This window comes from Streptococcus sp. Marseille-Q8145 (assembly GCF_965112035.1).
The window spans coordinates 95,604-117,059 of sequence record NZ_CBCOPQ010000002.1; the positions used below are offsets into that span (position 1 = coordinate 95,604).

27 protein-coding genes and 1 pseudogene are annotated in these 21,456 nt (G+C 37.6%); 10 read left to right on the plus strand and 18 right to left on the minus strand.

Features of this window, described 5'->3' with window-relative positions; all coding sequences use genetic code 11:
- Nucleotides 1-40: 40 nt before the first annotated feature.
- From ACWPVL_RS03725 to hisS, 11 genes are all read right to left on the minus strand, one after another.
- The gene (locus ACWPVL_RS03725) at nt 41-391 is read right to left on the minus strand and encodes a hypothetical protein (protein WP_454387013.1); all 351 of its coding nucleotides are present in this window, start codon (nt 389-391) and stop codon (nt 41-43) included.
- Nucleotides 392-410: 19 nt separating this feature from the next.
- A complete protein-coding gene (locus ACWPVL_RS03730) occupies nt 411-761 on the minus strand; it encodes a hypothetical protein (RefSeq protein WP_454387015.1) in 351 nt (116 codons plus the stop codon).
- 19 nt (nt 762-780) lie between these two features.
- Nucleotides 781-1,131 (minus strand): hypothetical protein, encoded by a 351-nt coding sequence (locus tag ACWPVL_RS03735; protein ID WP_454387017.1) that lies wholly within the window; start codon nt 1,129-1,131, stop codon nt 781-783.
- Nucleotides 1,132-1,150: 19 nt separating this feature from the next.
- Complete coding sequence (locus tag ACWPVL_RS03740) at nt 1,151-1,501, minus strand: hypothetical protein (protein WP_247921191.1); 351 nt, start codon at nt 1,499-1,501, stop codon at nt 1,151-1,153.
- Nucleotides 1,488-1,679 (minus strand): hypothetical protein, encoded by a 192-nt coding sequence (locus ACWPVL_RS03745; protein ID WP_454387020.1) that lies wholly within the window; start codon nt 1,677-1,679, stop codon nt 1,488-1,490. The genes ACWPVL_RS03740 and ACWPVL_RS03745 overlap by 14 nt, the downstream gene beginning before the upstream one ends.
- Nucleotides 1,680-1,914: 235 nt before the next feature.
- Nucleotides 1,915-2,286: a hypothetical protein gene (locus ACWPVL_RS03750; protein ID WP_454387022.1), complete on the minus strand. Its 372-nt coding sequence runs from the start codon at nt 2,284-2,286 to the stop codon at nt 1,915-1,917.
- Nucleotides 2,283-2,561, minus strand: a complete 279-nt coding sequence (locus ACWPVL_RS03755; RefSeq protein WP_454387024.1) for a hypothetical protein — start codon at nt 2,559-2,561, stop codon at nt 2,283-2,285. The genes ACWPVL_RS03750 and ACWPVL_RS03755 overlap by 4 nt, the downstream gene beginning before the upstream one ends.
- Nucleotides 2,562-2,754: 193 nt before the next feature.
- A complete protein-coding gene (locus ACWPVL_RS03760; RefSeq protein ID WP_454387026.1) occupies nt 2,755-3,162 on the minus strand; it encodes a hypothetical protein in 408 nt (135 codons plus the stop codon).
- Between the two features lie 92 nt (nt 3,163-3,254).
- On the minus strand, nt 3,255-3,914 hold the full coding sequence (locus tag ACWPVL_RS03765) for a DUF6572 domain-containing protein (protein WP_454387028.1): 660 nt from the start codon (nt 3,912-3,914) through the stop codon (nt 3,255-3,257).
- A 105-nt stretch (nt 3,915-4,019) separates the two neighbouring features.
- Complete coding sequence (locus tag ACWPVL_RS03770; RefSeq protein ID WP_005591449.1) at nt 4,020-4,889, minus strand: hypothetical protein; 870 nt, start codon at nt 4,887-4,889, stop codon at nt 4,020-4,022.
- Nucleotides 4,890-5,033: 144 nt separating this feature from the next.
- Entirely contained in the window at nt 5,034-6,314 is a 1,281-nt protein-coding gene (gene hisS / locus ACWPVL_RS03775; RefSeq protein WP_454387030.1) for a histidine--tRNA ligase, read from the minus strand.
- Nucleotides 6,315-6,498: 184 nt separating this feature from the next.
- Between hisS and ACWPVL_RS03780 the strand changes: the two genes are divergently transcribed.
- Nucleotides 6,499-6,840: a metal-sulfur cluster assembly factor gene (locus ACWPVL_RS03780; RefSeq protein ID WP_005591447.1), complete on the plus strand. Its 342-nt coding sequence runs from the start codon at nt 6,499-6,501 to the stop codon at nt 6,838-6,840.
- 79 nt (nt 6,841-6,919) lie between these two features.
- On the opposite strand, the gene ilvD is transcribed toward ACWPVL_RS03780, so the two are convergent.
- Nucleotides 6,920-8,641, minus strand: a complete 1,722-nt coding sequence (gene ilvD, locus ACWPVL_RS03785) for a dihydroxy-acid dehydratase (RefSeq protein ID WP_454387671.1) — start codon at nt 8,639-8,641, stop codon at nt 6,920-6,922.
- Between the two features lie 252 nt (nt 8,642-8,893).
- On the opposite strand from ilvD, the gene rpmF reads away from it, so the two are divergent.
- Nucleotides 8,894-9,076 carry a 50S ribosomal protein L32 gene (gene rpmF / locus ACWPVL_RS03790; protein WP_000290416.1) on the plus strand — a complete coding sequence of 61 codons (183 nt, stop codon included), beginning with the start codon at nt 8,894-8,896 and terminating at the stop codon, nt 9,074-9,076.
- 15 nt (nt 9,077-9,091) lie between these two features.
- Complete coding sequence (gene rpmG / locus ACWPVL_RS03795; protein ID WP_001265622.1) at nt 9,092-9,241, plus strand: 50S ribosomal protein L33; 150 nt, start codon at nt 9,092-9,094, stop codon at nt 9,239-9,241.
- A gap of 240 nt (nt 9,242-9,481) precedes the next feature.
- Here the strand turns inward: rpmG and ACWPVL_RS03800 are convergent, their stop codons facing one another.
- Complete coding sequence (locus tag ACWPVL_RS03800) at nt 9,482-9,694, minus strand: hypothetical protein (RefSeq protein WP_317628111.1); 213 nt, start codon at nt 9,692-9,694, stop codon at nt 9,482-9,484.
- A 406-nt stretch (nt 9,695-10,100) separates the two neighbouring features.
- Entirely contained in the window at nt 10,101-10,943 is an 843-nt protein-coding gene (locus tag ACWPVL_RS03805; RefSeq protein WP_223368159.1) for a helix-turn-helix domain-containing protein, read from the minus strand.
- Nucleotides 10,944-11,024: 81 nt separating this feature from the next.
- Between ACWPVL_RS03805 and ACWPVL_RS03810 the strand changes: the two genes are divergently transcribed.
- The 5 genes from ACWPVL_RS03810 (at nt 11,025) to ACWPVL_RS03830 (ending at nt 14,876) form a co-directional block, all read left to right on the plus strand.
- Entirely contained in the window at nt 11,025-11,096 is a 72-nt protein-coding gene (locus ACWPVL_RS03810; protein WP_223368160.1) for an SHP2/SHP3 family peptide pheromone, read from the plus strand.
- Between the two features lie 285 nt (nt 11,097-11,381).
- Entirely contained in the window at nt 11,382-11,720 is a 339-nt protein-coding gene (locus ACWPVL_RS03815) for a hypothetical protein (protein WP_223368125.1), read from the plus strand.
- Between the two features lie 65 nt (nt 11,721-11,785).
- Nucleotides 11,786-13,765 carry an ABC transporter permease gene (locus ACWPVL_RS03820; RefSeq protein ID WP_454387034.1) on the plus strand — a complete coding sequence of 660 codons (1,980 nt, stop codon included), beginning with the start codon at nt 11,786-11,788 and terminating at the stop codon, nt 13,763-13,765.
- Entirely contained in the window at nt 13,765-14,388 is a 624-nt protein-coding gene (locus tag ACWPVL_RS03825) for an ATP-binding cassette domain-containing protein (protein ID WP_223368127.1), read from the plus strand. The genes ACWPVL_RS03820 and ACWPVL_RS03825 overlap by 1 nt, the downstream gene beginning before the upstream one ends.
- Nucleotides 14,385-14,876 (plus strand): hypothetical protein, encoded by a 492-nt coding sequence (locus ACWPVL_RS03830; protein ID WP_223368128.1) that lies wholly within the window; start codon nt 14,385-14,387, stop codon nt 14,874-14,876. The genes ACWPVL_RS03825 and ACWPVL_RS03830 overlap by 4 nt, the downstream gene beginning before the upstream one ends.
- Before the next feature lie 465 nt (nt 14,877-15,341).
- On the opposite strand, the gene ACWPVL_RS03835 is transcribed toward ACWPVL_RS03830, so the two are convergent.
- A complete protein-coding gene (locus ACWPVL_RS03835; RefSeq protein ID WP_148878155.1) occupies nt 15,342-15,959 on the minus strand; it encodes an SAP domain-containing protein in 618 nt (205 codons plus the stop codon).
- Nucleotides 15,960-16,040: 81 nt separating this feature from the next.
- A pseudogene (locus ACWPVL_RS03840) lies at nt 16,041-16,248 on the minus strand (phosphomethylpyrimidine kinase); the annotation flags it as partial.
- A gap of 232 nt (nt 16,249-16,480) precedes the next feature.
- Between ACWPVL_RS03840 and ACWPVL_RS03845 the strand changes: the two are divergent.
- Together ACWPVL_RS03845 and ACWPVL_RS03850 are read left to right on the plus strand one after the other, a co-directional pair.
- Entirely contained in the window at nt 16,481-19,270 is a 2,790-nt protein-coding gene (locus tag ACWPVL_RS03845; protein WP_454387038.1) for a hypothetical protein, read from the plus strand.
- Between the two features lie 40 nt (nt 19,271-19,310).
- Complete coding sequence (locus ACWPVL_RS03850) at nt 19,311-20,483, plus strand: family 1 glycosylhydrolase (protein WP_148888764.1); 1,173 nt, start codon at nt 19,311-19,313, stop codon at nt 20,481-20,483.
- A 99-nt stretch (nt 20,484-20,582) separates the two neighbouring features.
- Here ACWPVL_RS03850 and ACWPVL_RS03855 read toward each other — a convergent pair whose 3' ends face one another.
- Together ACWPVL_RS03855 and ACWPVL_RS03860 are read right to left on the minus strand one after the other, a co-directional pair.
- Nucleotides 20,583-21,230, minus strand: a complete 648-nt coding sequence (locus ACWPVL_RS03855) for a Maf family protein (RefSeq protein WP_454387040.1) — start codon at nt 21,228-21,230, stop codon at nt 20,583-20,585.
- Nucleotides 21,231-21,232: 2 nt separating this feature from the next.
- Nucleotides 21,233-21,454, minus strand: coding sequence for a helix-turn-helix transcriptional regulator (locus ACWPVL_RS03860; RefSeq protein WP_454387042.1), 222 nt, complete (start codon nt 21,452-21,454; stop codon nt 21,233-21,235).
- Nucleotides 21,455-21,456: the final 2 nt, after the last annotated feature.

Consider the following 21,456-nt stretch of genomic DNA (forward strand, 5'->3'; position numbering starts at 1 on the left):
AAATACTGATTTCCTTGTAAAGTCATAGTTTAAACAGGTTTTACAACCAACCCTTAGCTTTTAAGAACTCATCAGGAATACGTAATTCAATCTCTGCCATGATCTCTTTTAAGTAGTTATCCCAATCCTTTGTTCCCATATAGCTACGCATTTTGCTTTCAAGCGACGCTCCAAATTCATCACCCAAATCAATAGAGAACCCGCATAAATCATTATCGTAATTAAATTGAACCCAATAATAGTCATATGCCCTGAATACGAGGCGTAATATATGATGATTTGGGACATCGACGAACTCACAAATAGTTACTTCAGCAGCTCTATCTCCAAAAGAACGCTCAATCCGTTCAATTACCTCTTGTTTTATAGCTTCCATACTTTCTTGAACCATACCAATACCTCCTTCTTTTTTAGAGCCAACCCTTGGCTTTTAGATATTTTTCTGGGATATAGGACTCGATTTTTGCGATGATTTCTTTTAAATATGCATCCCAATCGCTTATTTCGCTATAACGACTGTTCGGCTTAGAAAGTAATAACCCTTCCTCTCCGTTTAAAAACAGATAAATCTCAAAGAAATCATTCTTGTACTGAAATTTTACCCCAGCAAAATTATAAACGCGGAACTTCAGTTTGAAAGTATGTTGATTTGATTCATCAACTATATCATAAATCACTATACCATCAATCTTATCTTTAAATACTATTTCAACTATATCGCTAAAATCCAGCGCTAATTGCTTCGTTTTATTTAATCCCAACGCAATACCCCCAACTCTTTTATCTCCAACCTTTAGCTTTTAAATATTTCTCTGGAATATAGGACTCGATTTTTACGATGATTTCTTTTAAATATGCATCCCAATCGCTTATTTCACTGTAACGACTGTTCTTCTTAGACAGCAGTAAACCCTCATCACCATTGAAAAAAACATAAATCTCGAAGAAATCATTCTCGTACTGAAATTTTACCCCGGCAAAATTATAGATACGAAACTTAAGTTTAAATGTATGATGATTTGGTTCATCAACTATATCATCAAACACTATACCATTAATCTTATCTTTAAATACTCTTTTAACTATATCAAAAAATTCATCTGATAAAATATCCATATTATTTAATTCCATACCAGTACCCCCAACTCTTTCATCGCCAACCCTTGGCTTTTAAATATTTCTCTGGAATATAGGACTCGATTTTTGTCATGATTTCTTTTAAGTAATTCTCCCAGTCTTGTATTTCACTGTAATGACTATTTGGTTTAGAAATCACCTTACCTTGTTCATCATTGAGAAAAAGTTGGAACTCAATTACGTCATTTTCGTAAATAAGTCTTACTCCAGCATAATCATATGCAATAAAATCAATTTTAAATGCACGATAATTGTTTTTTTCAACAATATCATATATAGACGAATCATCCATTCTCTTTCCAAAGTAAGACCTAATCATCCGACTAGTTTTTATCGCAAAAGTTTCTATTTCATTTAGTTCCATACCAAAATTCTCCTTGCTTAACTAGCCCTGTGTATCCATGTTGTTCTTGCAAATAATCCCATTCCCATCTTATAGCTGATTCTTCATACTGAGGAAGTTCCGGATTATGAGAAAATCGAATGGTCTTGCCTTGCGCAACCGCATCATCCAATGCTGGATTATTAAATGCTTCAAACATTTGTTCTCCACGGCTGTCTAAATGATAGGCTTCCGTCAGTTTATTCCAATCATCTCCTAAACTGAAGTAAGTGGTATCACCAGCCTTGCTGATGTATGAAGAACACCATCAATATGGTAGTAACCATTCTTGTACAGTAAGAGTTTACCAATAAAATATTAGTAAACTCTTGTTTCATTTATTCTATCATAGAAAGGCGAACTTGCCTGTTGTAAAACTATAGTTTAAACAGATTTTACAACCATCCCTTAGCTTTTAAGAATTCATCAGGAATGCGTAATTCAATCTCTGCCATGATTTCTTTTAAGTATGTGTCCCAATTTGTTATACTTCCAAAATCATATTTTTCTTTAGGAAGTGAGATTCCAATCCCTTTACTAATCACTATATAAAAATCTGTAAAACTTAATTCATAGCCAAAATGAGCTTCATAATAATCATAGGCTTTAAATTTAATACTAAACATGCGATGATTGGGTACATCTACCACATCGTAAATGGTCATGTCTGAAGCTCTATCTCCAAACGCTCTTTGAATACGTTCGCTCACTTCTGTTGCTAGCTCTTGCATGCTTTTCACCATATTAACACCTCCTGATTCTTTCATCGCCAACCCTTGGCTTTTAAAAATTTCTCTGGGATATAGGACTCGATTTCTAATATGATTTCTTTTAGGTAGCTGTCCCAGTCACTTATTTCGCTGTAATGGCTATTTGGCTTAGAAATCACTTTTTCTTTGTTAAGATTAAGAAGTAGGTGAATTTCAAATAAATCGTTTTCGTATATAAATCTTACCCCAGCAAAGTCATAGACAAGAAAATCCAGTTTAAATGTATGACGATTGGGTTCATCAACGAAATCGTAACCAGCAATCGTATCCACTCTCTCCCTAAATACTCCCCTAATTTTTTTTTCGAGTTTCTCTTGCTAATTCTAACATACTATTTGTCTGCATACCAATATCCTCCTACAAAATCTACATCCTTATAACCATGTTGTTCCTGCAAATAATCCCATTCCCACCGTAAGGCAGATTTTTTATTGGAATTATTTATAGAGAGTTATTACATATGCATCACTTAAACAAAAAGATTATACTGCTCTCACCTGATTTTGTATCAATATATGATATTATTTCCGCAAAAGAGGTGTTAAATTTAGTAGAGTATGTACTCTTCTCGTAAAAACTACCATATTGTTTTTCTAACCACTTATCCTGTATCTCTTTTATATCTTTTAGTTTATATTCAAACATATTCGAATAACTTATTGGTCCATTTGATTGGTATATACTTAACTTTAGAGATTCCAGAATGTTATTTTGAAAATTAAAATCTGCCCAAAATTCTAATCCTTCAATTATGACGGGCGATTTTAACATAAATAAATTAGAACTTTCATCTTGTTGAAGGTATTTTTTAAAATTATTATAGAATATTGCTTTTGTTAATTGTTTATTAATAACTGTATTATTTATAATCATTACATACTATCTCCTATTTTTACCTGTTTAACAAAAGTCTGCGTAACCTAGTCCAATTATACCACAAAAAGAGAGCGTTTCCGCTCCCTTTCTTACTCTGGCAATTCTATCTTCAAACTCATATCAGTCGGTTGTAACACTTTCTGAACCGCAGCAAGAAAGGCTAGACCGTTGTCTGATGGAGAATATTGGAATGTGATATAGATGACTTTTTTGTCAAACTGATCACCGTATCGTGCTACATACTGCTTGCTTTCGAGGAAGTAGATATAATTGTTGAGTTTTTCTTGCAGAATTTCCAGATGGACTGCTTCTATCTCTTCCTCCCAGCCAACTGGATCCACCAGAAGAAGCTCTAAATGACTATCAACTATACCAATAGCGTCAAGTTCGCTAGGTTCCAGTTCTGAAACAATGGCTTGGGTGACAATTTGTCTAAATTCCTCTGCTGTGAAAAGACGACGGCTATTTTCAGGATTCTTCAAAATAAAAGAAGGATGATTTTCGATGAAGAGCTTACCAGACTCATCTTGTGTATACTGTTTTTTAGATTTCCAAAAACCATAATCTGCATAATTCATCAACTCTTTACCAGTATGTTCTCCAGACATATAACTATCTGCAGCTTCTTTGGGGATTTCTTGAACTACTTCTGGCATGGTAATATTAAAAGTTGGATAACGCAAGAAATACTTATCACCATCTTGACAGATTTCCAACATGTCTTCTTTGCTTAAATAAATTGTTTTCATTCCTATCCTCCGTCAATTCAAGCTAGTTGAAAAATAAAAGTCTGAGACAAAAAGCCCCAGACCCGTTATCTATATAAATGAGATCCTAAATCTTATTTCAAACTATTAGATCTTTGATTTATCGGAAGATGAAGAGGAGCTTGAGTCAGATTTAGAGCCAGAATCGGTTGATTTGTTTCCTTTACGGGTTTCCGCACCATTTGCTGAATACTCATTTACAAACATTGATTTACGCAATTCAATAAAGTTTTCGTCATTGAGAATATAGCGACCCTCTTTTGTCTTCGTTAACTCCATTGTAAACTCACGTGGCGCAATGTAGCCAAAGTCTTCATTCATACGGTCAAAAGCATAGTAGAAGAGGAAGTTATTTACCAAAGCCAAACGTTTCTCAAGATCTGGATCCGTTGAATCTTCCAAGGCTTTTACATCTTCAATCCCATTTTCAAACAGACTAGCTTTGGTCATATTGATTAGATTGGCCAAATCACGTGTTGCAATCGCACGGCTCTTAAATGTTACCGTTGCTGTTTCTCCATCGTCTTCAACCTTAGTAATTTCAAAATCATCGCCAATCGTAGCCAAGACTTTAAAACGTGCTTGGTCAAATAGCTCCAAGATTTTTGATGGAGGGAATTTTTCTGTCTTCAAGTCAAGCGTATAGTTTTCTTCTGGCGTATATTTAGACAGATTTTCATCAACGTAAGACTGAGTAATACCTTTCTTCCATTTGTCAACAGAAGTTCCCATCAAGGTCGTAAAGCCTGAAGAGTGATCGGTAAAGACTGCACGCAAGATAATATCTGCATCTTTTTCAATCCGCTTTTCATTGGTTTCTTTTTCTGATGTAGAAGATGAAGACTGCTCTGTCTTCACGTTTTCAGCGTTCTTTTTCTGTGGTTTTGGCAGGGCCGAACATGCTCCCAACAAAAGAATACAAGCCGGCAATACGCCAAATTTCATCAATTTTTTCATTTTTTCTCCTTTATTTATGTAAGAGTATATCCATTATACCAAAATATTATCAATTTGTTACATTATTTACTCGTCGCGTAACAAAAATGTAATATTTTAAAATTGTTTAAAAAGCTCGGTCTTTAAGAAAGAATAAGTTTTTCTCTAACAACCCAATTCTTCAAGAACAGCCTGATAGTTTTCTTGAACTTGATCCAGTCCAACCACTACTTCTTGACGAGTTTCATTATTCTTCACAGTGACTTGGCCGCTTTCGATTTCACTTTCACCTAAAGTAATGATGGTCTTGGCTCTGAAAGCATCTGCTGACTTGAATTGTGCCTTAAGCTTGCGGTCCAAATAATCTCGCTCGGCCGCAAATCCTTGATTGCGGAGAGCTTGCACCAACTCCAAAGCGCTGCGATTGGCATCTTCACCTAGAACGGCAATATAGGCATCCAGGCCTGTCTCAAGCGGCAAAGCTGCTCCCTGTTTTTCTAAAATCAAGAGGAGACGCTCCATTCCCATACCAAAACCAAAGGCAGGGGTTTCTGGCCCACCAAAGTAGTCAACCAAGCCATCATAACGGCCACCCGCACAGATAGTTAGTTCGCTGCCTGCCACATCAGTCGTAAACTCAAAAATCGTGTGATTGTAGTAGTCCAGTCCGCGCACCATATTGGTGTTAATGACATAAGGAACGTCCAAAGACTCTAGCATTGAGCGGACAGCCGCAAAATGCTCCTGGCTCTCCTCATCCAGAAAGTCCAAAATCGAAGGTGCCTGCTCAACGGCTACCTTATCTTCTTTTTCCTTCGAATCCAGCACCCGCAGCGGATTTTCCTCCAAACGACGCTGACTATCCTTAGAAAGACTGTCTTTCAGCGGAGTCAAATAATCAATCAAGGCCTGACGGTAGGCAGCCCGACTCGCTGCATTGCCCAAACTATTCAGCTGCAGCGTCACCTGCCCAATTCCAATTTCCTTGAAGAACTGAGCAGCCATAGCAATCGTTTCTGCATCTGTCGCTGGATTTTCAGAGCCGAAGCACTCCACCCCGATTTGGTGAAATTCGCGCAAGCGACCAGCCTGAGGTCGTTCATAGCGGAACATAGAACCCATATAATAAAGCTTGACTGGCTTTTGAACTTCTGGTGCAAAGAGCTTGTTTTCGACATAAGAACGAACGACCGGTGCAGTTCCTTCTGGCCGTAGCGTAATATGACGGTCTCCCTTATCATAGAAATCATACATTTCCTTGGTCACGATGTCTGTCGTATCCCCGACTGAGCGACTGATGACCTCATAGTGCTCAAAAATCGGTGTCCGAATTTCCGCATAGTTGTATTTTTTAAACGTCTTACGAGCAAACTCCTCCAGATACTGCCATTTAGCAGATTCCTGAGGGAGGATATCCTGAGTTCCTTTAGGTTTTTGTAATTTCATTTTCTAATCCTCTGCAACTATATAATATCTATTATTTTACCATAAATCAGATGTTTTGAGGAGTTAGAGCAGAAAAATTCCCTCCAAGAGACTAAATCCGTTTTCATTCGCCAGAATTTCTTGAAAAATTGTCAGAATTATGAGAAAATAAGACCACCATTCTATAGAGAAAGAAGGACCGAAGATGAGAGACGATATCAAAATCAATGACCGAGCAGCAGCTATCCAAGAAGAATTAATTAAAAAACTCGAAACGATTTACGATCCAGAGGTCGAGCTTGATGTCTACAATCTCGGGCTCATCTATGAAATCAATCTTGACGAGACTGGCCACTGCAAGATTGTCATGACCTTCACAGACACAGCCTGCGACTGTACCGAGACCGTTCCTATTGAAATTGTCGAGTCCCTGAAGCAAATCGAGGGCATCGAAACTGTCTCCGTTGAAGTCACTTGGTCGCCCGCGTGGAAAATCACGCGCATCAGCCGCTTTGGACGCATTGCGCTGGGGATTAGTCCTAGATAAAAAGATGCCTTGTCCATCTGCATTAAATAAAATAGTAAACCCGCTAGAAAAACTAGCGGGTTATTTTGTCATATATAGGCTATTTTTTACCTGTTTCTTCTGGTTTCCAGAAGTCGGTAACAGCACCTTTAGCAGCAGAGGATACCATGTGGGCGTATTTACCAAGTACCCCGCGGCTATAAAGCGGTGGAATAGTTGTTTCTGCTTTGCGTTTTTCAAGTTCTTCTTCAGAAACTGCCATGGAAATTTCCTTGGTGTCTTGGTCAACCGTGACCATATCGCCTGTGCGAAGGTAGGCAATCGGGCCACCATCCTGAGCTTCCGGAGCGATATGTCCGACAACGAGACCGTAGGTACCACCTGAGAAGCGACCGTCTGTTAAGAGAGCTACCTTATCTCCTTGACCCTTTCCTACGATGATAGAAGAAAGTGACAGCATTTCTGGCATACCAGGCCCACCCTTTGGACCAACGTAGCGAACCACGACTACATCGCCATCAACTACTTCATCGGCCAACACTGCATCAATAGCAGCTTCTTCTGAGTCAAAGACCTTAGCAGGTCCGACGTGACGACGAACTTTAACACCTGATACCTTGGCAACCGCGCCATCTGGTGCCAGATTCCCATGCAAGATAATCAATGGACCATCCGCACGTTTTGGATTTTCAAGCGGCATGATGACCTTCTGACCTGGTGTCAGATCAGCAAAGTCAGCCAAGTTTTCCGCCACCGTCTTACCTGTACAAGTGATGCGATCGCCATGTAGGAAACCATTTGCCAGCAAGTATTTCATAACCGCTGGGACACCACCGACATTGTATAGGTCTTGGAAGACATACTGACCAGATGGTTTCAAATCCGCCAAATGCGGCACGCGCTCTTGAATGACATTGAAATCATCCAAGGTCAGCTCCACATTGGCCGCATGAGCAATGGCCAACAAGTGCAGAGTAGCATTGGTAGAGCCGCCCAGAGCCATGGTCACTGTGATCGCATCTTCGAAGGCTTCGCGCGTCAGAATGTCAGACGGCTTAAGCCCCATTTCCAACATACGGACAACTGCTCGGCCAGCTTCCACGATATCATCTCTCTTATCTTGAGATTCTGCTGGGTGAGAAGAAGAGCCAGGCAAGCTCATACCTAGAACTTCAATAGCCGTCGCCATAGTATTGGCTGTGTACATACCGCCACAGCCACCAGGGCCAGGGCAGGCATTACACTCGATGCGGCGCACTTCCTCAGCAGTCAAATCGCCATGGTTCCACTTCCCGATGCCTTCAAAGACAGAAACTAGGTCAATGTCCTTGCCATCCAGATTTCCCGGTACAATGGTTCCTCCGTAAGCGAAAATGGCTGGAATATCCATGTTCGCAATGGCAATCATAGAGCCAGGCATATTCTTATCACAGCCGCCGATAGCGACGAAGGCATCCACATTATGTCCGCCCATGGCAGCTTCGATAGAGTCTGCGATGATGTCACGTGAAGTCAGAGAGAAGCGCATGCCCGGTGTTCCCATGGCAATCCCGTCAGCGACGGTAATCGTACCAAACTGAACAGGCCAAGCACCTTGTTCTTTTACTCCTTCCTTGGCTAGTTTACCAAAATCATGCAGGTGAATATTACAAGGCGTATTTTCAGCCCAAGTCGAAATCACTCCGACAATCGGAGTCTCAAAGTCCTTGTCCGTCATCCCTGTCGCGCGAAGCATGGCACGGTTAGGAGATTTGACCATACTGTCATAAATCTTACTTCTGTGGCGTGTATCTAATTTATCTGTCATGTCTTTCCCTTTCATTGTAGTCATCTTTGTGCTTTATTATACCACACTTATGCTCTGTTGGACAGAAGAAAATATTTAAATTTTCAGAATATTGGAATAATAATCCGAAAAATAGGTACAACTGCTAAAAAGCTTTGCTACTGTCAAAAAGAAAATCAAAAATTTCTGTCAAGTAACTTTACTTTACAAAAAAGTTTTGTTATACTGTTAAAGTTGATGAAAATCATGAGATTGCATCGAATTACATTCTAAAAGGAGAAACAAACAATGGCAGTACCTGCACGTCGCACTTCAAAAGCGAAGAAAAACAAACGTCGTACACACTACAAAGTAACAGCTCCATCTGTAAACTTTGACGAAACTACTGGAGATTACTCACGTTCTCACCGCGTATCACTTAAAGGATACTACAAAGGACGTAAAATCGCTAAAGCTGCAGCAGCTGAATAATAGAAGGGAGATACCATGCGCGTAAATATTACACTTGAACACAAAGAATCTGGTGAACGCTTGTACCTTACTTCTAAAAACAAACGTAACACTCCAGACCGTCTTCAATTGAAGAAATACTCACCAAAACTTCGCAAGCACGTTGTGTTTACAGAAGTTAAGTAAGCATTCAATACGAATCAATACAGAAGAAAAACGCTGATTTCAAGCGTTTTTTCTTTTTCTTGAATTCAGTACATTGCAGTATAAATCATTCGAATCACTACCTTTTTCACTACCTTTTTAGATAAATACGTATCATTTGGATATTTTAGTAAAGTTTTTATGATAAAGGAACACTAAGTAGACCGATAAAAACTGCTATGATTAAATATATTATTCAAAACCTATTACGTTTAATACTTTTCATCTGTTTCTCAACACCTTGTATTTATTATCCGAATACTTTAAAGACATCTCTGAAAATACCGAAGAAGGATTCAATGTTCTCTTTTCATCATATGGAAAATCAATTATTTCCATTATTTTATTTGATATTAAATCTACTGTTTCAATATGCTCATTAAGGTTACGCCCTCTAACATTTAATTTTTTGACTTCATCTCTGTTGATGGACATTATTTGTCTAACAATACTATCAGGTAGGTACTCTCCTCCTCCCTTTTTTCCTTTTAGGCAGTTAATGAAATCTCAATATCAAACAAACTGGAATCCTTAGCAGGTGATATAGTATTTTGCACTATGGAAATCAAAATTATTTGTTGGTTTTGTATCCTGTCTCATTTTTATTGCCACATGCTTATAACCTGTAAAATTCTAGTTACTTTCTCAGCATCTGATTGAATGATAACTGGTACACTACTTAGCAAATCAACTAAATGAGAGCCTTTAAGCCACAATACATTTGTACTACATTGATTGATAGTGGTTCTTGGTAGAGTCTGAGCCTGTACCCCTAAAAAACAATGTATGACTCCCTGACTTCGGTAAGTTCGGAGCTTCCTGCTCTGAATACCAGTTAAACTCATTTTAGTTTATCAAAATGACTAGTATAGTGTAATTTTAACTTATCTTCTCCTAAAATATCTAGAACTTTTAAGGCCTGTTTCATCTTTTCAATTCCATTACCTGATTGACGCTTAAATTCATAGTAACCGGTCGCATATAGGAAAACCGTCTGTTCATAAAAGTTTAATTCGTTATCTAACAACTCATTTATCTCGTCAATTAAATAGGAACAATTTGAAAATTCTTCCTTATCGATGCTAAGAATGAAACAATTTATAGCAAGCTGAGTGACAATTCGTTTATTAGATTTATTTAGAGAAGAGTAAATGTAATTATTTAACATGTCCTTTGTTAGTAGGAAGTAGGAGTTGTAATTAATTGTTCGTACACAGTTACCCAATAAAATAATTTCATAGTACCCCCATCTTTCAACTTTGAAAAGATAGTCTGTTAATTGAAGCAATTCGTCATCTGATGGAGCAATTTTGGAATCCATTGAGTATAGTATGGATTTTACCATGGTTTTTTCAAAGGAATTTAAGGTGTAATTTGAGGAGTCAGAAAGTAGGCATTTTATATTATTGATATTTTGTGATGAATATTGCTTTCGAATGTACTGTACTAAGTTAGCAAACGATTCGGTATTTGTGTAGTCTTTATTGTGTAAAATAAGAAATTCGTCCAAAGTAATATGTAATTTATCTAAAATATTGATTAGTCGAATACAAGATATCTCTGATTCGCCACGTTCAAAACGAGATATTTGTGATTTTGAAAGGTGTTCATCTGCTACAGAACATAAACTGATTTGCTTTCCTTGTCTTACTTTTCTCAATGTTTTTCCAAGATGTGACTTCATCAGTTTTCCCACTTTCACAACAAAATATTGGTTTAGTTTTGTTTATTATATAATAAATAAAAATGGAAAGGAAGTCCTGGTATGAAGAAAATTTTAAAACTTGCCCCAATTTTGTTATTGGTAATGGACATCATTATCATTGTTGGTGGGTAAATGACTTATTATTAGATTGAAATTAGTATAGAATGTAATTAAATAGTGAACAAATTATGTTTAATCATGTAATTTAGAAACAGTTTAAGATACATTGAAAAAGGTATAAAAGAAAAATATGGAAACCTAAGCTGATATTATTGTAAAAATTGCTTGAGTAATATATATATATTTTCAAAAATTAGAATCTATAAAATTAAAGGAGGTAAGACCAATGGGGTCGTTGATTGTGACTAGCTAAGCTATAAATTAGAAAGGTAAAATATTCAATATAGGAGTGTAGTTATGAAAATAAGAATTAAAAATAAAACATTAGCTTTATTAGCTACAGTTTCTTTAGGTTTTGGGCTAACTACTATGACTAGTATCGTTAGTGCAGTAACAGCAAACCCAGCTCCATATCCCATTATTGATGTATGGAATTATGGTGTAAATGATGGCTATGCTTATTCAAATTACTATGTTCAGTCTCCAAATAATATTGGTTCAGAATCTACAATAAAGAATCTTTGGGGAGCAGTTAAAGATCACGATAAAAAAGATTATGGATGGGCAATGTCAAGTTCAACAAAAAGTTGGAACGATGTTCGATTAAGTGCATATTGGAATTATTATAGATTTTAAAAATAGTTTATGAAAACAAGAGACCCAGTGATAGGATAGGGTCTCTTGTAATATGGTAAGTGCTTATGAAATTAAAATTATGTATCATTGGACTCTTCTTTTGTTTGATTGCTGCAATTGGTCTGGTCACTATTAGTGATACCCAAAAACCAATACCTTTACCAATTGATGGTGCCTTCTCCATTCAAGGGAAAAGCAATCTTTCTAATGAAGAAGTGTATCAAATGATTCGTGACCTATCCAAAACGGAAAAAGTTACCATTTACAAGCCAATTGTTCAGAGTTCGGGTCAGTTGAAGTATGTAAATTTCGATGATGTAAATAATGAACAATTAAAGTCTGTACCGATAATAGGAATGTATTACACCCTTGGGAAGATGGATGTAGATAGTTTGAAACCACTTACGATGACTGGGCTGCAAACAGTCTATATGGCTTATCCTTGGTATATAGGAGGCATGTTACAATTCAATGGGACTTTAAGATTATTGTTAATGGGTTCAATCTACTTAACTTTATTAGTTGTTTTATTTGTTGTTAGAACGAGACAGATTAAAGAAGGAGTGATACGACGCTCTTTAGGATTGCCTGTATATAACCTAAAAAAGGATTATTTAATTTCTGTTACTTTTGAGCTGGTTTTAGTTGCTTTATTGATGGTTTTCTATGGCTCTTTTCTGGGGAGTGGTCTCTTCACCTATAGCTCTAAGTTATTTTTCTCTCTGCTTCTAACCAATTTTATAATTTTTCAAATCATTGATGCTATCACCTTTGTTCTATTTTGGTTGACTATCAAGGTTGAAAAGCCTATTGAAATTATAAAAAATAAGGCCAAAAACAGCCTCATTTTTATCGTATGGCTTGCGGTTATTTCTAGCATAATAGTTGTTTCAGGAATCTTTTTACGGGAAACAAAGGCTAGTCAATCAAAGATAAATATACAGATAAAGCATTTAGAACCATGGAGTGCAGTAAAAGACTGGAGAAGGATTGAGTTTCTAGGGATTGAAAGTAACCTTGCTAAAAATGGAGAAGTAAGTGATTCAGATGATCAGTATCTACAAATAGCTGTCGCCTTAAAAAAGTTAGATTTTTTATATATAGAACGATCCTCGGCATATGTTCCAGATTTTATGAAAACTTCTCATGTTGCAGAAGACTTTTCTAAACAATTAGAAAATGATGGGATAACAAATCCAGAGATAAATAAAGAGCTGATTTATATCAATCAAACAGGTGCTAACCTACAAAATAAAGTGAATGGAACAAACTATCGTATTTTAGATAATAAGATCGCAACTATCTATATTCCTGAGAAATGGAAAGAAAATCAGAAATCTATTGTGAATACAGTTGTAGCAGAACAATTTATTGGAACAAATTTTACAAAAGAACATGTTACAGTACAAATAATTCCTAATGGGAAAAAAATCTTTTATTTCAATGAAGATGCCGATAATAGTCGTAAAATTAAAGAGATTTTACCGTTGGCAAGTATAGCAGATAGCACAGATAATATAGTTGTTGTGTTAGATACTGACAAAATGATTGAGAAGAACAAGTTTTCTTTAGCTAGTAATATAATGTATAAGTCCCTTTTTAGTCCTGAAGCGGTGAATAAAATAAATGAGATGGCTGTCCAGTTGAATTTTTCAATGAATCCAGTAGATGTTTATCAAATTGTAAAATTGAAGATTCAATCTTTAGAGCACCAAATTCTCCTTTCAAAAATACTGCAAATAGTTATTTGCGGAATTGTATTTCTACTCATTTATCAATATGCTCAAATGTTTGTTGCCTTAAAACAGAATGACTATGTCAAAAAAATCATTTTAGGCCTATCGAAAACAGGTATGGCCATTTCAAGTCTAAAATATTTTATGATAACGATTATAATGGTTATCTTATTGACATTTACCATGACAGGACAAATAGAGTTATTGTATATTGGTCTTGCTTCTTTAACGGTTTTAATGATGTCAATAATAATGAGTTTCAGAAAATTATCTGATAGATACACTCAAATTCTAAAAGGAGATGACTAATGACAATTGAAATTGTGAATGTTACAAAAAAATATGGCTCAAAAGAAATATTTACAGATTTAAATTTAACCTTTGAAGCTGGGAAAAGCTACGCCTTGATTGGCGGTTCGGGTTCAGGTAAAAGTACCTTGCTAAACATTATAGGAAGGCTAGAAAAAATTGACAGTGGAAAAGTGTTAGTTGATAAACAGGATATTTGGAAAATCAAAGAAAGAACCTATTTTAAAAATACTATTGGGTATGTATTCCAAAATTATTCTTTGATAGAAAACAAAACAGTATATGATAATTTAAAACTCCTCAATAAAGACAAAAAGATTATATCTGAGATGCTTGAAAAAGTAGGTCTTTCTAGGGACTATTTAAAACATAAAATATATGAATTGTCTGGGGGACAGGCTCAGCGTGTAGCTATTGCAAGAATGTTAATGAAACCGCGTAAAATTATTTTAGCGGATGAACCTACAGGAGCCTTGGATAGTGAGATTGGGAATGAAATCATCAACTTATTATTGAGTGAAACAACCAAGAATTATTATGTTATTATAGCAACGCATGATCCAGCTGTATATAGTAAAGTTGATGTTATAATTGACATAAAAGATATAGGAAGTCAGGCATGAAAAAGAAAATTTATATTAGTTTGCTACTAGTCATTGGAATACTCGCAATCGTCTTAATTGGCAAACAAGTGATTAAAAAAGAAAATTCCAATAAACCTTCGGTGGATTTAACAGTCTATACAATCTCTTCGAATGATACCGAAAGATGGGATAAGGTAAGGCAAGTAGAAACAGAAGATGCTGTCTATCTAATATCTGTCAAAGAAGTAGCATCTTCAGAAGAAGTGTTTTCAAATATTATTACAGATGGCACTGCTATGGGGTTTGGAGTTAGTGAAGAAGAAGTTAAACAATTTAACAATAATTTAGGAACTACTGTAGTAGATGCTAAAAATAATAAATTGATTGGGATAGAATTCTTCACTTTTTCTGATGATGGCAAGGGTTTTTCTGTAGCGAATTTTGATTACGGCAAAAAAGAGTTTAATGATCAGAAAAAAGCTAAAAAAGAGTTCTATAAAAAACTATACGAAGCGTTTAAAAAATAATTTGTGATGACACGACAAACGCGTAAAGAGAAAAGCTCCAATAAATTTTTGAAATACAAAAGATTTGAAAGATTAATTCCATATTTTTCTGAAAGACGCTTTAAGCTGATTCCTTGTTGCCTTAGTTCATAGATTTGAACTTTAGCTTTATAACGCAATTTCATTATAAATACCCCAATGTTAGATTTTTTATGTCTAACTTTTGGGGTGCGGTTCATTTCAAGCGTTTTTTCTTTTTCTTGAATTCAGTACATCGCAATATAAATCAAGCGAATCACTACCTTTTTCACTACCTTTATTTTAAATAAGAATATTGATTCGGACAATCAAAAGTAAGAGGAGCTTCATTATGAGGCTCCTCTTTTTCTATGCTCGCTCCAACATCTATTTTATTATGTGTTATGATAAAGCAGCATATAAATTAATGCCGTCCAGCTTTATTCAGCTCGACAAGCTGGAATCTATTTACTTACGGTATTCCTCTACTTTAGATTCATACTTTTTTAAAAGTTCCCGTGAGTAAACTTTTTCATGTATCGAGTTTCTAACTTCTTTCCAGAGAATAGCTGCAACTTTTAACTTGTTAGAATAACAATCGCTCAATTCATCTAAACAAAAGTCTTTTAGAAACTGATTCCATTGGCAAGCCGAACTATCATACTTTGCATAATCTGACTCACCATAATATATTTTAATCATATCTTGAATAGTGAATGTTATATCTTTATCCCTTTTTACTTTTCGCCAAGCCGTTGCCATATCAGCACTAAATTTAAAGGGACTAATGCCTGTTACAGCTGAAAAATAATCTCGAAATTTTTGGTTAAAAGAAAAACCACAGTTAAGTAACGGAGTCTCCAAGGTGATAACTTCGGCTTGACTTTTGTTTCCTTTACTCAAAAATTTTTCTATTTTATTTCCCTTAAAATACTGTTCGATAATATAGTTCAATTCTTGCTTCGTACATCTATACTCTAATCCAAGGGACTTACAAATTTGTGAAAGTTCTTCTCGATACCAATAGTATCTATTAAATTCTTCAAATGATTTTATCTCTCCAAAATCAGGTCTTTTTTCTTTCATATGCCCACCTTAATAAATTCAAATTTGTCAGACAATCAATTTACTTGCTAACTTGTAAACCTATCATATCTCTTTACTTTTTCATTTCAAGCTATCAAGCTCAATTTTAAGCAACTCTAGAAATTTCTTACTAATATCCCTTAAGGCATTTCCAACTGATTTTCTCACATATTCTTTTAAGTTTGCAAGCTTTCAATAGCTTCATTCGGATTTCCTTAAAATATAGTCTACTCGTCTATATTCTTAACCCCTCTATAACTGCTCTCCTTGTATTAGGATTGAATGAACGGAATACAATCATAACTTCTCATATTATATCATTTTTTCTAAGATATTATTTCTATCGACTTCAAATCCTTCAAAAAAGAGAGCAAAGATGAATAAAATTCGGCGAAAAACTCTTATAAAATTCCAAGAAAACCCTTACTTTTGAAAATCTTCATTTTAATGCAATAAACTTTGACAGATGCTCTACTAGCCTTTATAATAGTATTATTACTAAAATTAGGGAGAGTATGTCCATGCCAAATAATGAAGAGAACAAAGGTATGTTTCGTAATTTTTTAGGTGGCTTTAAGCGTCTTATAAAAGGAGAAGAGGACGAATCATCCACTTCTGCGGTTCATAACAATGAAGGAAGTACCCCACAAGTCAATGTGAACCCAGAAGATAGAGAAAATTTCCTCATTGAGAAAGCTTTGGAATCGATCCAATACTACGACCGCTTGGATGTTATGAATATCGGTGGAGAAGAGGATCCAGACGAATCTCAAGCTGTAGAAAGTGAATCTAGTCTGGAGCAAGAAAAAATGGCAGCGAAAAACCAGGCAGCCAGCACGACAGAATCTGCTGAGACAAGCATTTCTTCAGATTCTATGAAAAAGAGGGGCTTGAAGAGTACTGCTGATTCAATATCTCTATCATTAAGTATAGAAAGTAAAAAGGCTTCTCGTAGTTTAGAAGTAACCGAATCACAGACACAAAGTTTGGAAGTTGGGCAATCTGATAGCAAGGAAACGGATACTTCTGCTAGCTTGTCAATTGCGCAAAGTCATGCTTTCGAGCAATCAATCCTTGAAGAAAATAGAGCGTCTCTTAGCTTATCAATTTTTGAGTCTGTATCTCAAAGCATGGCCGCTGAAGAGTCTCTCAGTGCGGACAACGAAGCATCACTGAGTCTATCTGTAGCAGAGTCGGTTTCGCAAAGTATCGCGATTCAAGAATCTATCAGCGCAGAATTGGAAGCTTCTCTTAGCCTGTCGGCAGCAGAGTCAGTTTCGCAAAGCATTGCCATCCAAGAATCGATCAATGCGGAAATCGAAGCATCTACCAGCTTGTCTATGGCAGAATCTGTTTCGCAAACCATCGCTATCCAAGAATCGATCAGTGCTGAATTCGAAGCATCTAAGAGCTTGTCGGTTGCTGAGTCTGTGGCGCAAAGCATTGCCATTCTAGAATCTATCAGCGCAGAAATCGAAGCATCTACCAGCTTATCTGTAGCTGAGTCTGTGTCTCAAAGCATCGCGATTCAAGAATCTATCAGCGCAGAATTGGAAGCTTCTACCAGCCTATCCGTTGCCGAATCTGTTTCGCAAAGCATTGCCATCCAAAAATCAATCAGCGCTGAAATCGAAGCGTCTAAGAGCTTGTCCGTGGCAGAGTCTATTTCTCAGAGCGTTGCCATCCAAGAATCGATCAGAGCTGAAATCGAAGCGTCTAACAGCTTATCTGTAGCTGAGTCTGTGGCGCAAAGCATCGCTATTCAAGAATCTATCAGCGCAGAAAACGAGGCATCACTGAGCTTGTCCGTGGCTGAATCTATTTCTCAAAGCGTTGCTATCCAAGAATCAATCCGTGCAGAATTGGAAGCATCGAACAGCTTGTCGATAGCTGAGTCTGTGTCTCAAAGTATCGCAATTCAAGAATCTATCAGCGCAGAATTGGAAACGTCGCTGAGCTTGTCCGTGGCTGAGTCTGTGTCTCAAAGCATCGCGATTCAGGAATCCATTAGCGCAGAATTGGAAGCATCTACCAGCTTGTCCGTAGCCGAGTCTATTTCGCAAAGCATTGCTATCCAAGAATCGATCAGCGCGGAAATCGAAACGTCTAACAGCTTGTCCGTGGCTGAGTCCGTTTCTCAAAGCATCGCGATCCAAGAATCAATCAGTGCAGAAGTCGAAGCATCTACCAGCTTATCTGTAGCAGAGTCTATTTCGCAAAGCATTGCTATCCAAGAATCGATCAGCGCGGAAAACGAAGCGTCTACTAGCTTGTCCGTAGCCGAGTCTGTGTCTCAAAGCATCGCTATTGAAGAATCAATTAGTGCAGAGAGCGAAGCGTCTACTAGCCTGTCTGTAGAGGAATCCCAAGTCTTAGATAGAGCTATTGAACAGTCTATTATCACGGAAAACGAAGTATCTACAAGCTTATCTATCGTAGAGTCTGAAGCACTAAGTAAAGCGATCGAGTTATCAATTAGTGCAGAAAATGAAGCGTCTATCAGCCTGTCTGTGGCGGAATCTGAAGCCTTAAGTCGGGCAATTGAACAATCTATTAGCGCGGAGAACGAGGCATCACTGAGCCTATCTGTTACTGAAAATGAAATTCAAAGCATCGCTATTGAACAGTCTATCAGCCTAGAAAATGAAGTATCTACTAACCTGTCTATGGCGGAATCACAAGCGAAAAGCGTAGCCATCGAGCAGTCTATCAGCTTGGAACAAGAACAGTCACGCAGCCTGTCTATCGCAGAATCGCAATCACAACATGCGGCGGTAGAACAATCTCGCAATCTGGAACAGGAATATTCATACAGTTTGGCAGCTGCGGAATCTAGAGCCAAAAGAGATACTATTGAGCAGTCTACCAGCTTGGAGCAAGAACAATCATTTAGTTTATCTACTGCAGAATCTAAAGTTCTCAGCAGAGCTGTTGAACAATCAATCAGCGTCGAACAGGATCATTCATTCAGCATTTACCTTGCCCAATCTGAAGCCCAAAGTAAGATCATTGAGCAGTCTATCAGCTTAGAGCAAGAACAGTCACGCAGCCTGTCTGTGGCTGAATCACAATCACAAAGTATCGCTATTGAGCAATCAATGAGCGTGGAAAGAGAGCGTTCAATCAGTCTATCTATCGCTGAATCACAGTCACAAAGAATGATCATTGAACAATCAATCAGTGCAGAGAGAGCCCATTCGATCAGCCTGTCTGCTGCCGTATATCAATCGCAAAGCATGGCTTCTGAGTTCACTACTGTCACACAGAATCTATCAACCTTAGCCATGATTACTAAAAGACAGAAAAAATAAGCTCAGAACAAGCAGCGAATGAATACTGAAAGGAACTAATATGATTAGAAATATTCTATCAAGTAATGGTAAAAGTCTAGGAATCACCGACATCCTGCCCCAGTATGGTGAAGACTATCGTCTCTCTGTCATGGACGGAACAGTTGACTATCGAACAATCCCCCTAGGAGCCTACGATTTGTTCAAACAAGGCTCCAGCAAACAGGATTATCTGGCAGACATTGAAAAAATTAAAACAATGGGCTTCAATACCTACCAACTATCCTTTTCATGGACTCGTCTCTTCCCGACTGGAGAAGAGCGGAGACCCGATGCTAAGGTCCTTGCTTTCTATGAGTCAATTATTGATGCACTGCTAGAGAATGACATCGAACCAATTGTAAGCCTGTCTCATTTCGATTTCCCTCTTCATTTGTATGAAAAATACGGCGCATGGAAAAGTCGTCAAATGATTGCCATGTATGAAAAGTATTGCGAAGCCGTTTTGACCCACTTTAAAGAAAAAGTCACTTACTGGATTACCTTTAAAGAAATGAGCGCTCTGTCTTATTTGCCATTCTTAGGCGCTGGGCTACACTTTGACAGCACAGAAAACCAAGAGCAACAAATTTGGCTGGCTGCTCACCATCAGCTAATCGCATCCGCAAACGTGGTTAAGCTCGGTCAAACCATCAATCCAACCTTCCAATTCGGTAGTTTGATTACCATCAATAGTGATTCCCACCAAGAAAATCACTCAGCTACCGATGCCTTGGGCCATGAGCTGAACAGACGTAAAAACTACATTTTTACAGATGTGCAGACCAAGGGACACTATCCAAATCACTTCCTTCGCTACATTGAGCGAAATCAGCTGGATCTGGGTATTACGGAAGAGGATGTCTTCGCCTTAAGAGAAGGCATCGTGGACTTTGTTGCCTTCTCACATTATGCGGCGGAAAATATCCAAGATTTGTTTACCAACAAATATGTCCGCAAAAATGTAGAAACTTGTCTTGCACAACCTGTCCTTCTTCGGATTGCCATGTCTGAGCTATATGAGCGCTACCACAAGCCTCTCTTGGTCATTGAGACTTGTTCCGAGGTCTCTGACCATCCGCAATTAGCTAAGAACATTCAAGACAACGTTCAAGAAATTATTAAATCCGTTGAGATTGACGGAATTGAACTGCTTGGCTACACGCCATTTAGCTGGAGCGATGTAAACATCTAGGATTCAGTCCCAAGCTCAAAACATAGAAAAAATCTCCCTAAGAAAGTGGATGGCCACTTATGGGGAGATTTTTGATATTTTAGAATAGAAATCAAAGCCTTACTCTTTTCCTTTGCTATCTCTAAAAATCCGATAGCTGGTCTCAGCGACAGGCAGGCCGATGATGGTATGCATATCGCCTGTAATTGATCGGATAAAGCGAGGATCCAACTCCTGAAAACCGTAAGCACCCGCCTTGTCTAGCGGACGCTTGTCATGCAGATAGGCCCCGATGACAGCCTCTAATTCTGGGTAATAATCCACAAAGTCCACCTGCGCCACGGTGTAAAAAACTTCTAGAAAATCCTGCATACGTAGGCAGACCGAGGTCACTACATGGTGACTCTTACCAAAGTAAGAGCGAAACATCCGATTGGCTTCAGCTAAATCCTGTGGTTTATTGTAAATCTGACCATCCACCACGACGATAGTATCAGCCGAAATATAAAGGGTCTCGGCTTCCAAGTCCAAATCAGACTTAGCTTTGGAAATCTCACAGCAAATCTTGGCTGCCTTGGTCAGAAAATCCTGATCATCAATGCTTGCCATACACTGCTCTTCAACAGCTCGTTCGTCCACTTCTACAGCCTGAATCTCTGGATTCAAAAAACTCAGCAATTCCTTGCGTCTGGGCGATGTAGATAGCAGGACAAAGCGGTGAATCTCTCCTTTTTCACCTTCCCTTTGGTAGTCAAAAACCATCTTCATGATTATCCTCCTGTGTCCTTTAATTGAAAGAGTTCTTCCAGCCGCAAATCAAAAACCTGAGCGATTTTTAAAGCCATCTCTAGCGAGGGATTGTAGCGATTATTTTCCAAATGCAAGATCGTTTCACGCCGCATTCCAATGTGGTCCGCTAACTCCTGCTGGGTCATGCCTCTGGATTCGCGGACAGATTTGAGCTTGGTGATAATATTGCTTTCCTTGGCCATTT

Bases quoted from the DNA above. Each gene is read 5' to 3' on its own strand.
- ACWPVL_RS03725 (WP_454387013.1), bottom strand. From the start codon at position 391: ATGGTTCAAGAAAGTATGGAAGCTATAAAACAAGAGGTAATTGAACGG.
- ACWPVL_RS03735 (WP_454387017.1), bottom strand. From the start codon at position 1,131: ATGGAATTAAATAATATGGATATTTTATCAGATGAATTTTTTGATATA.
- ACWPVL_RS03740 (WP_247921191.1), bottom strand. From the start codon at position 1,501: ATGGAACTAAATGAAATAGAAACTTTTGCGATAAAAACTAGTCGGATG.
- ACWPVL_RS03745 (WP_454387020.1), bottom strand. From the start codon at position 1,679: ATGTTTGAAGCATTTAATAATCCAGCATTGGATGATGCGGTTGCGCAA.
- ACWPVL_RS03750 (WP_454387022.1), bottom strand. From the start codon at position 2,286: ATGAAAGAATCAGGAGGTGTTAATATGGTGAAAAGCATGCAAGAGCTA.
- ACWPVL_RS03760 (WP_454387026.1), bottom strand. From the start codon at position 3,162: ATGATTATAAATAATACAGTTATTAATAAACAATTAACAAAAGCAATA.
- ACWPVL_RS03765 (WP_454387028.1), bottom strand. From the start codon at position 3,914: ATGAAAACAATTTATTTAAGCAAAGAAGACATGTTGGAAATCTGTCAA.
- ACWPVL_RS03770 (WP_005591449.1), bottom strand. From the start codon at position 4,889: ATGAAAAAATTGATGAAATTTGGCGTATTGCCGGCTTGTATTCTTTTG.
- hisS (WP_454387030.1), bottom strand. From the start codon at position 6,314: ATGAAATTACAAAAACCTAAAGGAACTCAGGATATCCTCCCTCAGGAA.
- ACWPVL_RS03780 (WP_005591447.1), top strand. From the start codon at position 6,499: ATGAGAGACGATATCAAAATCAATGACCGAGCAGCAGCTATCCAAGAA.
- ilvD (WP_454387671.1), bottom strand. From the start codon at position 8,641: ATGAAAGGGAAAGACATGACAGATAAATTAGATACACGCCACAGAAGT.
- rpmF (WP_000290416.1), top strand. From the start codon at position 8,894: ATGGCAGTACCTGCACGTCGCACTTCAAAAGCGAAGAAAAACAAACGT.
- rpmG (WP_001265622.1), top strand. From the start codon at position 9,092: ATGCGCGTAAATATTACACTTGAACACAAAGAATCTGGTGAACGCTTG.
- ACWPVL_RS03800 (WP_317628111.1), bottom strand. From the start codon at position 9,694: ATGTCCATCAACAGAGATGAAGTCAAAAAATTAAATGTTAGAGGGCGT.
- ACWPVL_RS03805 (WP_223368159.1), bottom strand. From the start codon at position 10,943: ATGAAGTCACATCTTGGAAAAACATTGAGAAAAGTAAGACAAGGAAAG.
- ACWPVL_RS03815 (WP_223368125.1), top strand. From the start codon at position 11,382: ATGAAAATAAGAATTAAAAATAAAACATTAGCTTTATTAGCTACAGTT.
- ACWPVL_RS03820 (WP_454387034.1), top strand. From the start codon at position 11,786: ATGAAATTAAAATTATGTATCATTGGACTCTTCTTTTGTTTGATTGCT.
- ACWPVL_RS03825 (WP_223368127.1), top strand. From the start codon at position 13,765: ATGACAATTGAAATTGTGAATGTTACAAAAAAATATGGCTCAAAAGAA.
- ACWPVL_RS03830 (WP_223368128.1), top strand. From the start codon at position 14,385: ATGAAAAAGAAAATTTATATTAGTTTGCTACTAGTCATTGGAATACTC.
- ACWPVL_RS03835 (WP_148878155.1), bottom strand. From the start codon at position 15,959: ATGAAAGAAAAAAGACCTGATTTTGGAGAGATAAAATCATTTGAAGAA.
- ACWPVL_RS03845 (WP_454387038.1), top strand. From the start codon at position 16,481: ATGCCAAATAATGAAGAGAACAAAGGTATGTTTCGTAATTTTTTAGGT.
- ACWPVL_RS03850 (WP_148888764.1), top strand. From the start codon at position 19,311: ATGATTAGAAATATTCTATCAAGTAATGGTAAAAGTCTAGGAATCACC.
- ACWPVL_RS03855 (WP_454387040.1), bottom strand. From the start codon at position 21,230: ATGAAGATGGTTTTTGACTACCAAAGGGAAGGTGAAAAAGGAGAGATT.
- ACWPVL_RS03860 (WP_454387042.1), bottom strand. From the start codon at position 21,454: ATGGCCAAGGAAAGCAATATTATCACCAAGCTCAAATCTGTCCGCGAA.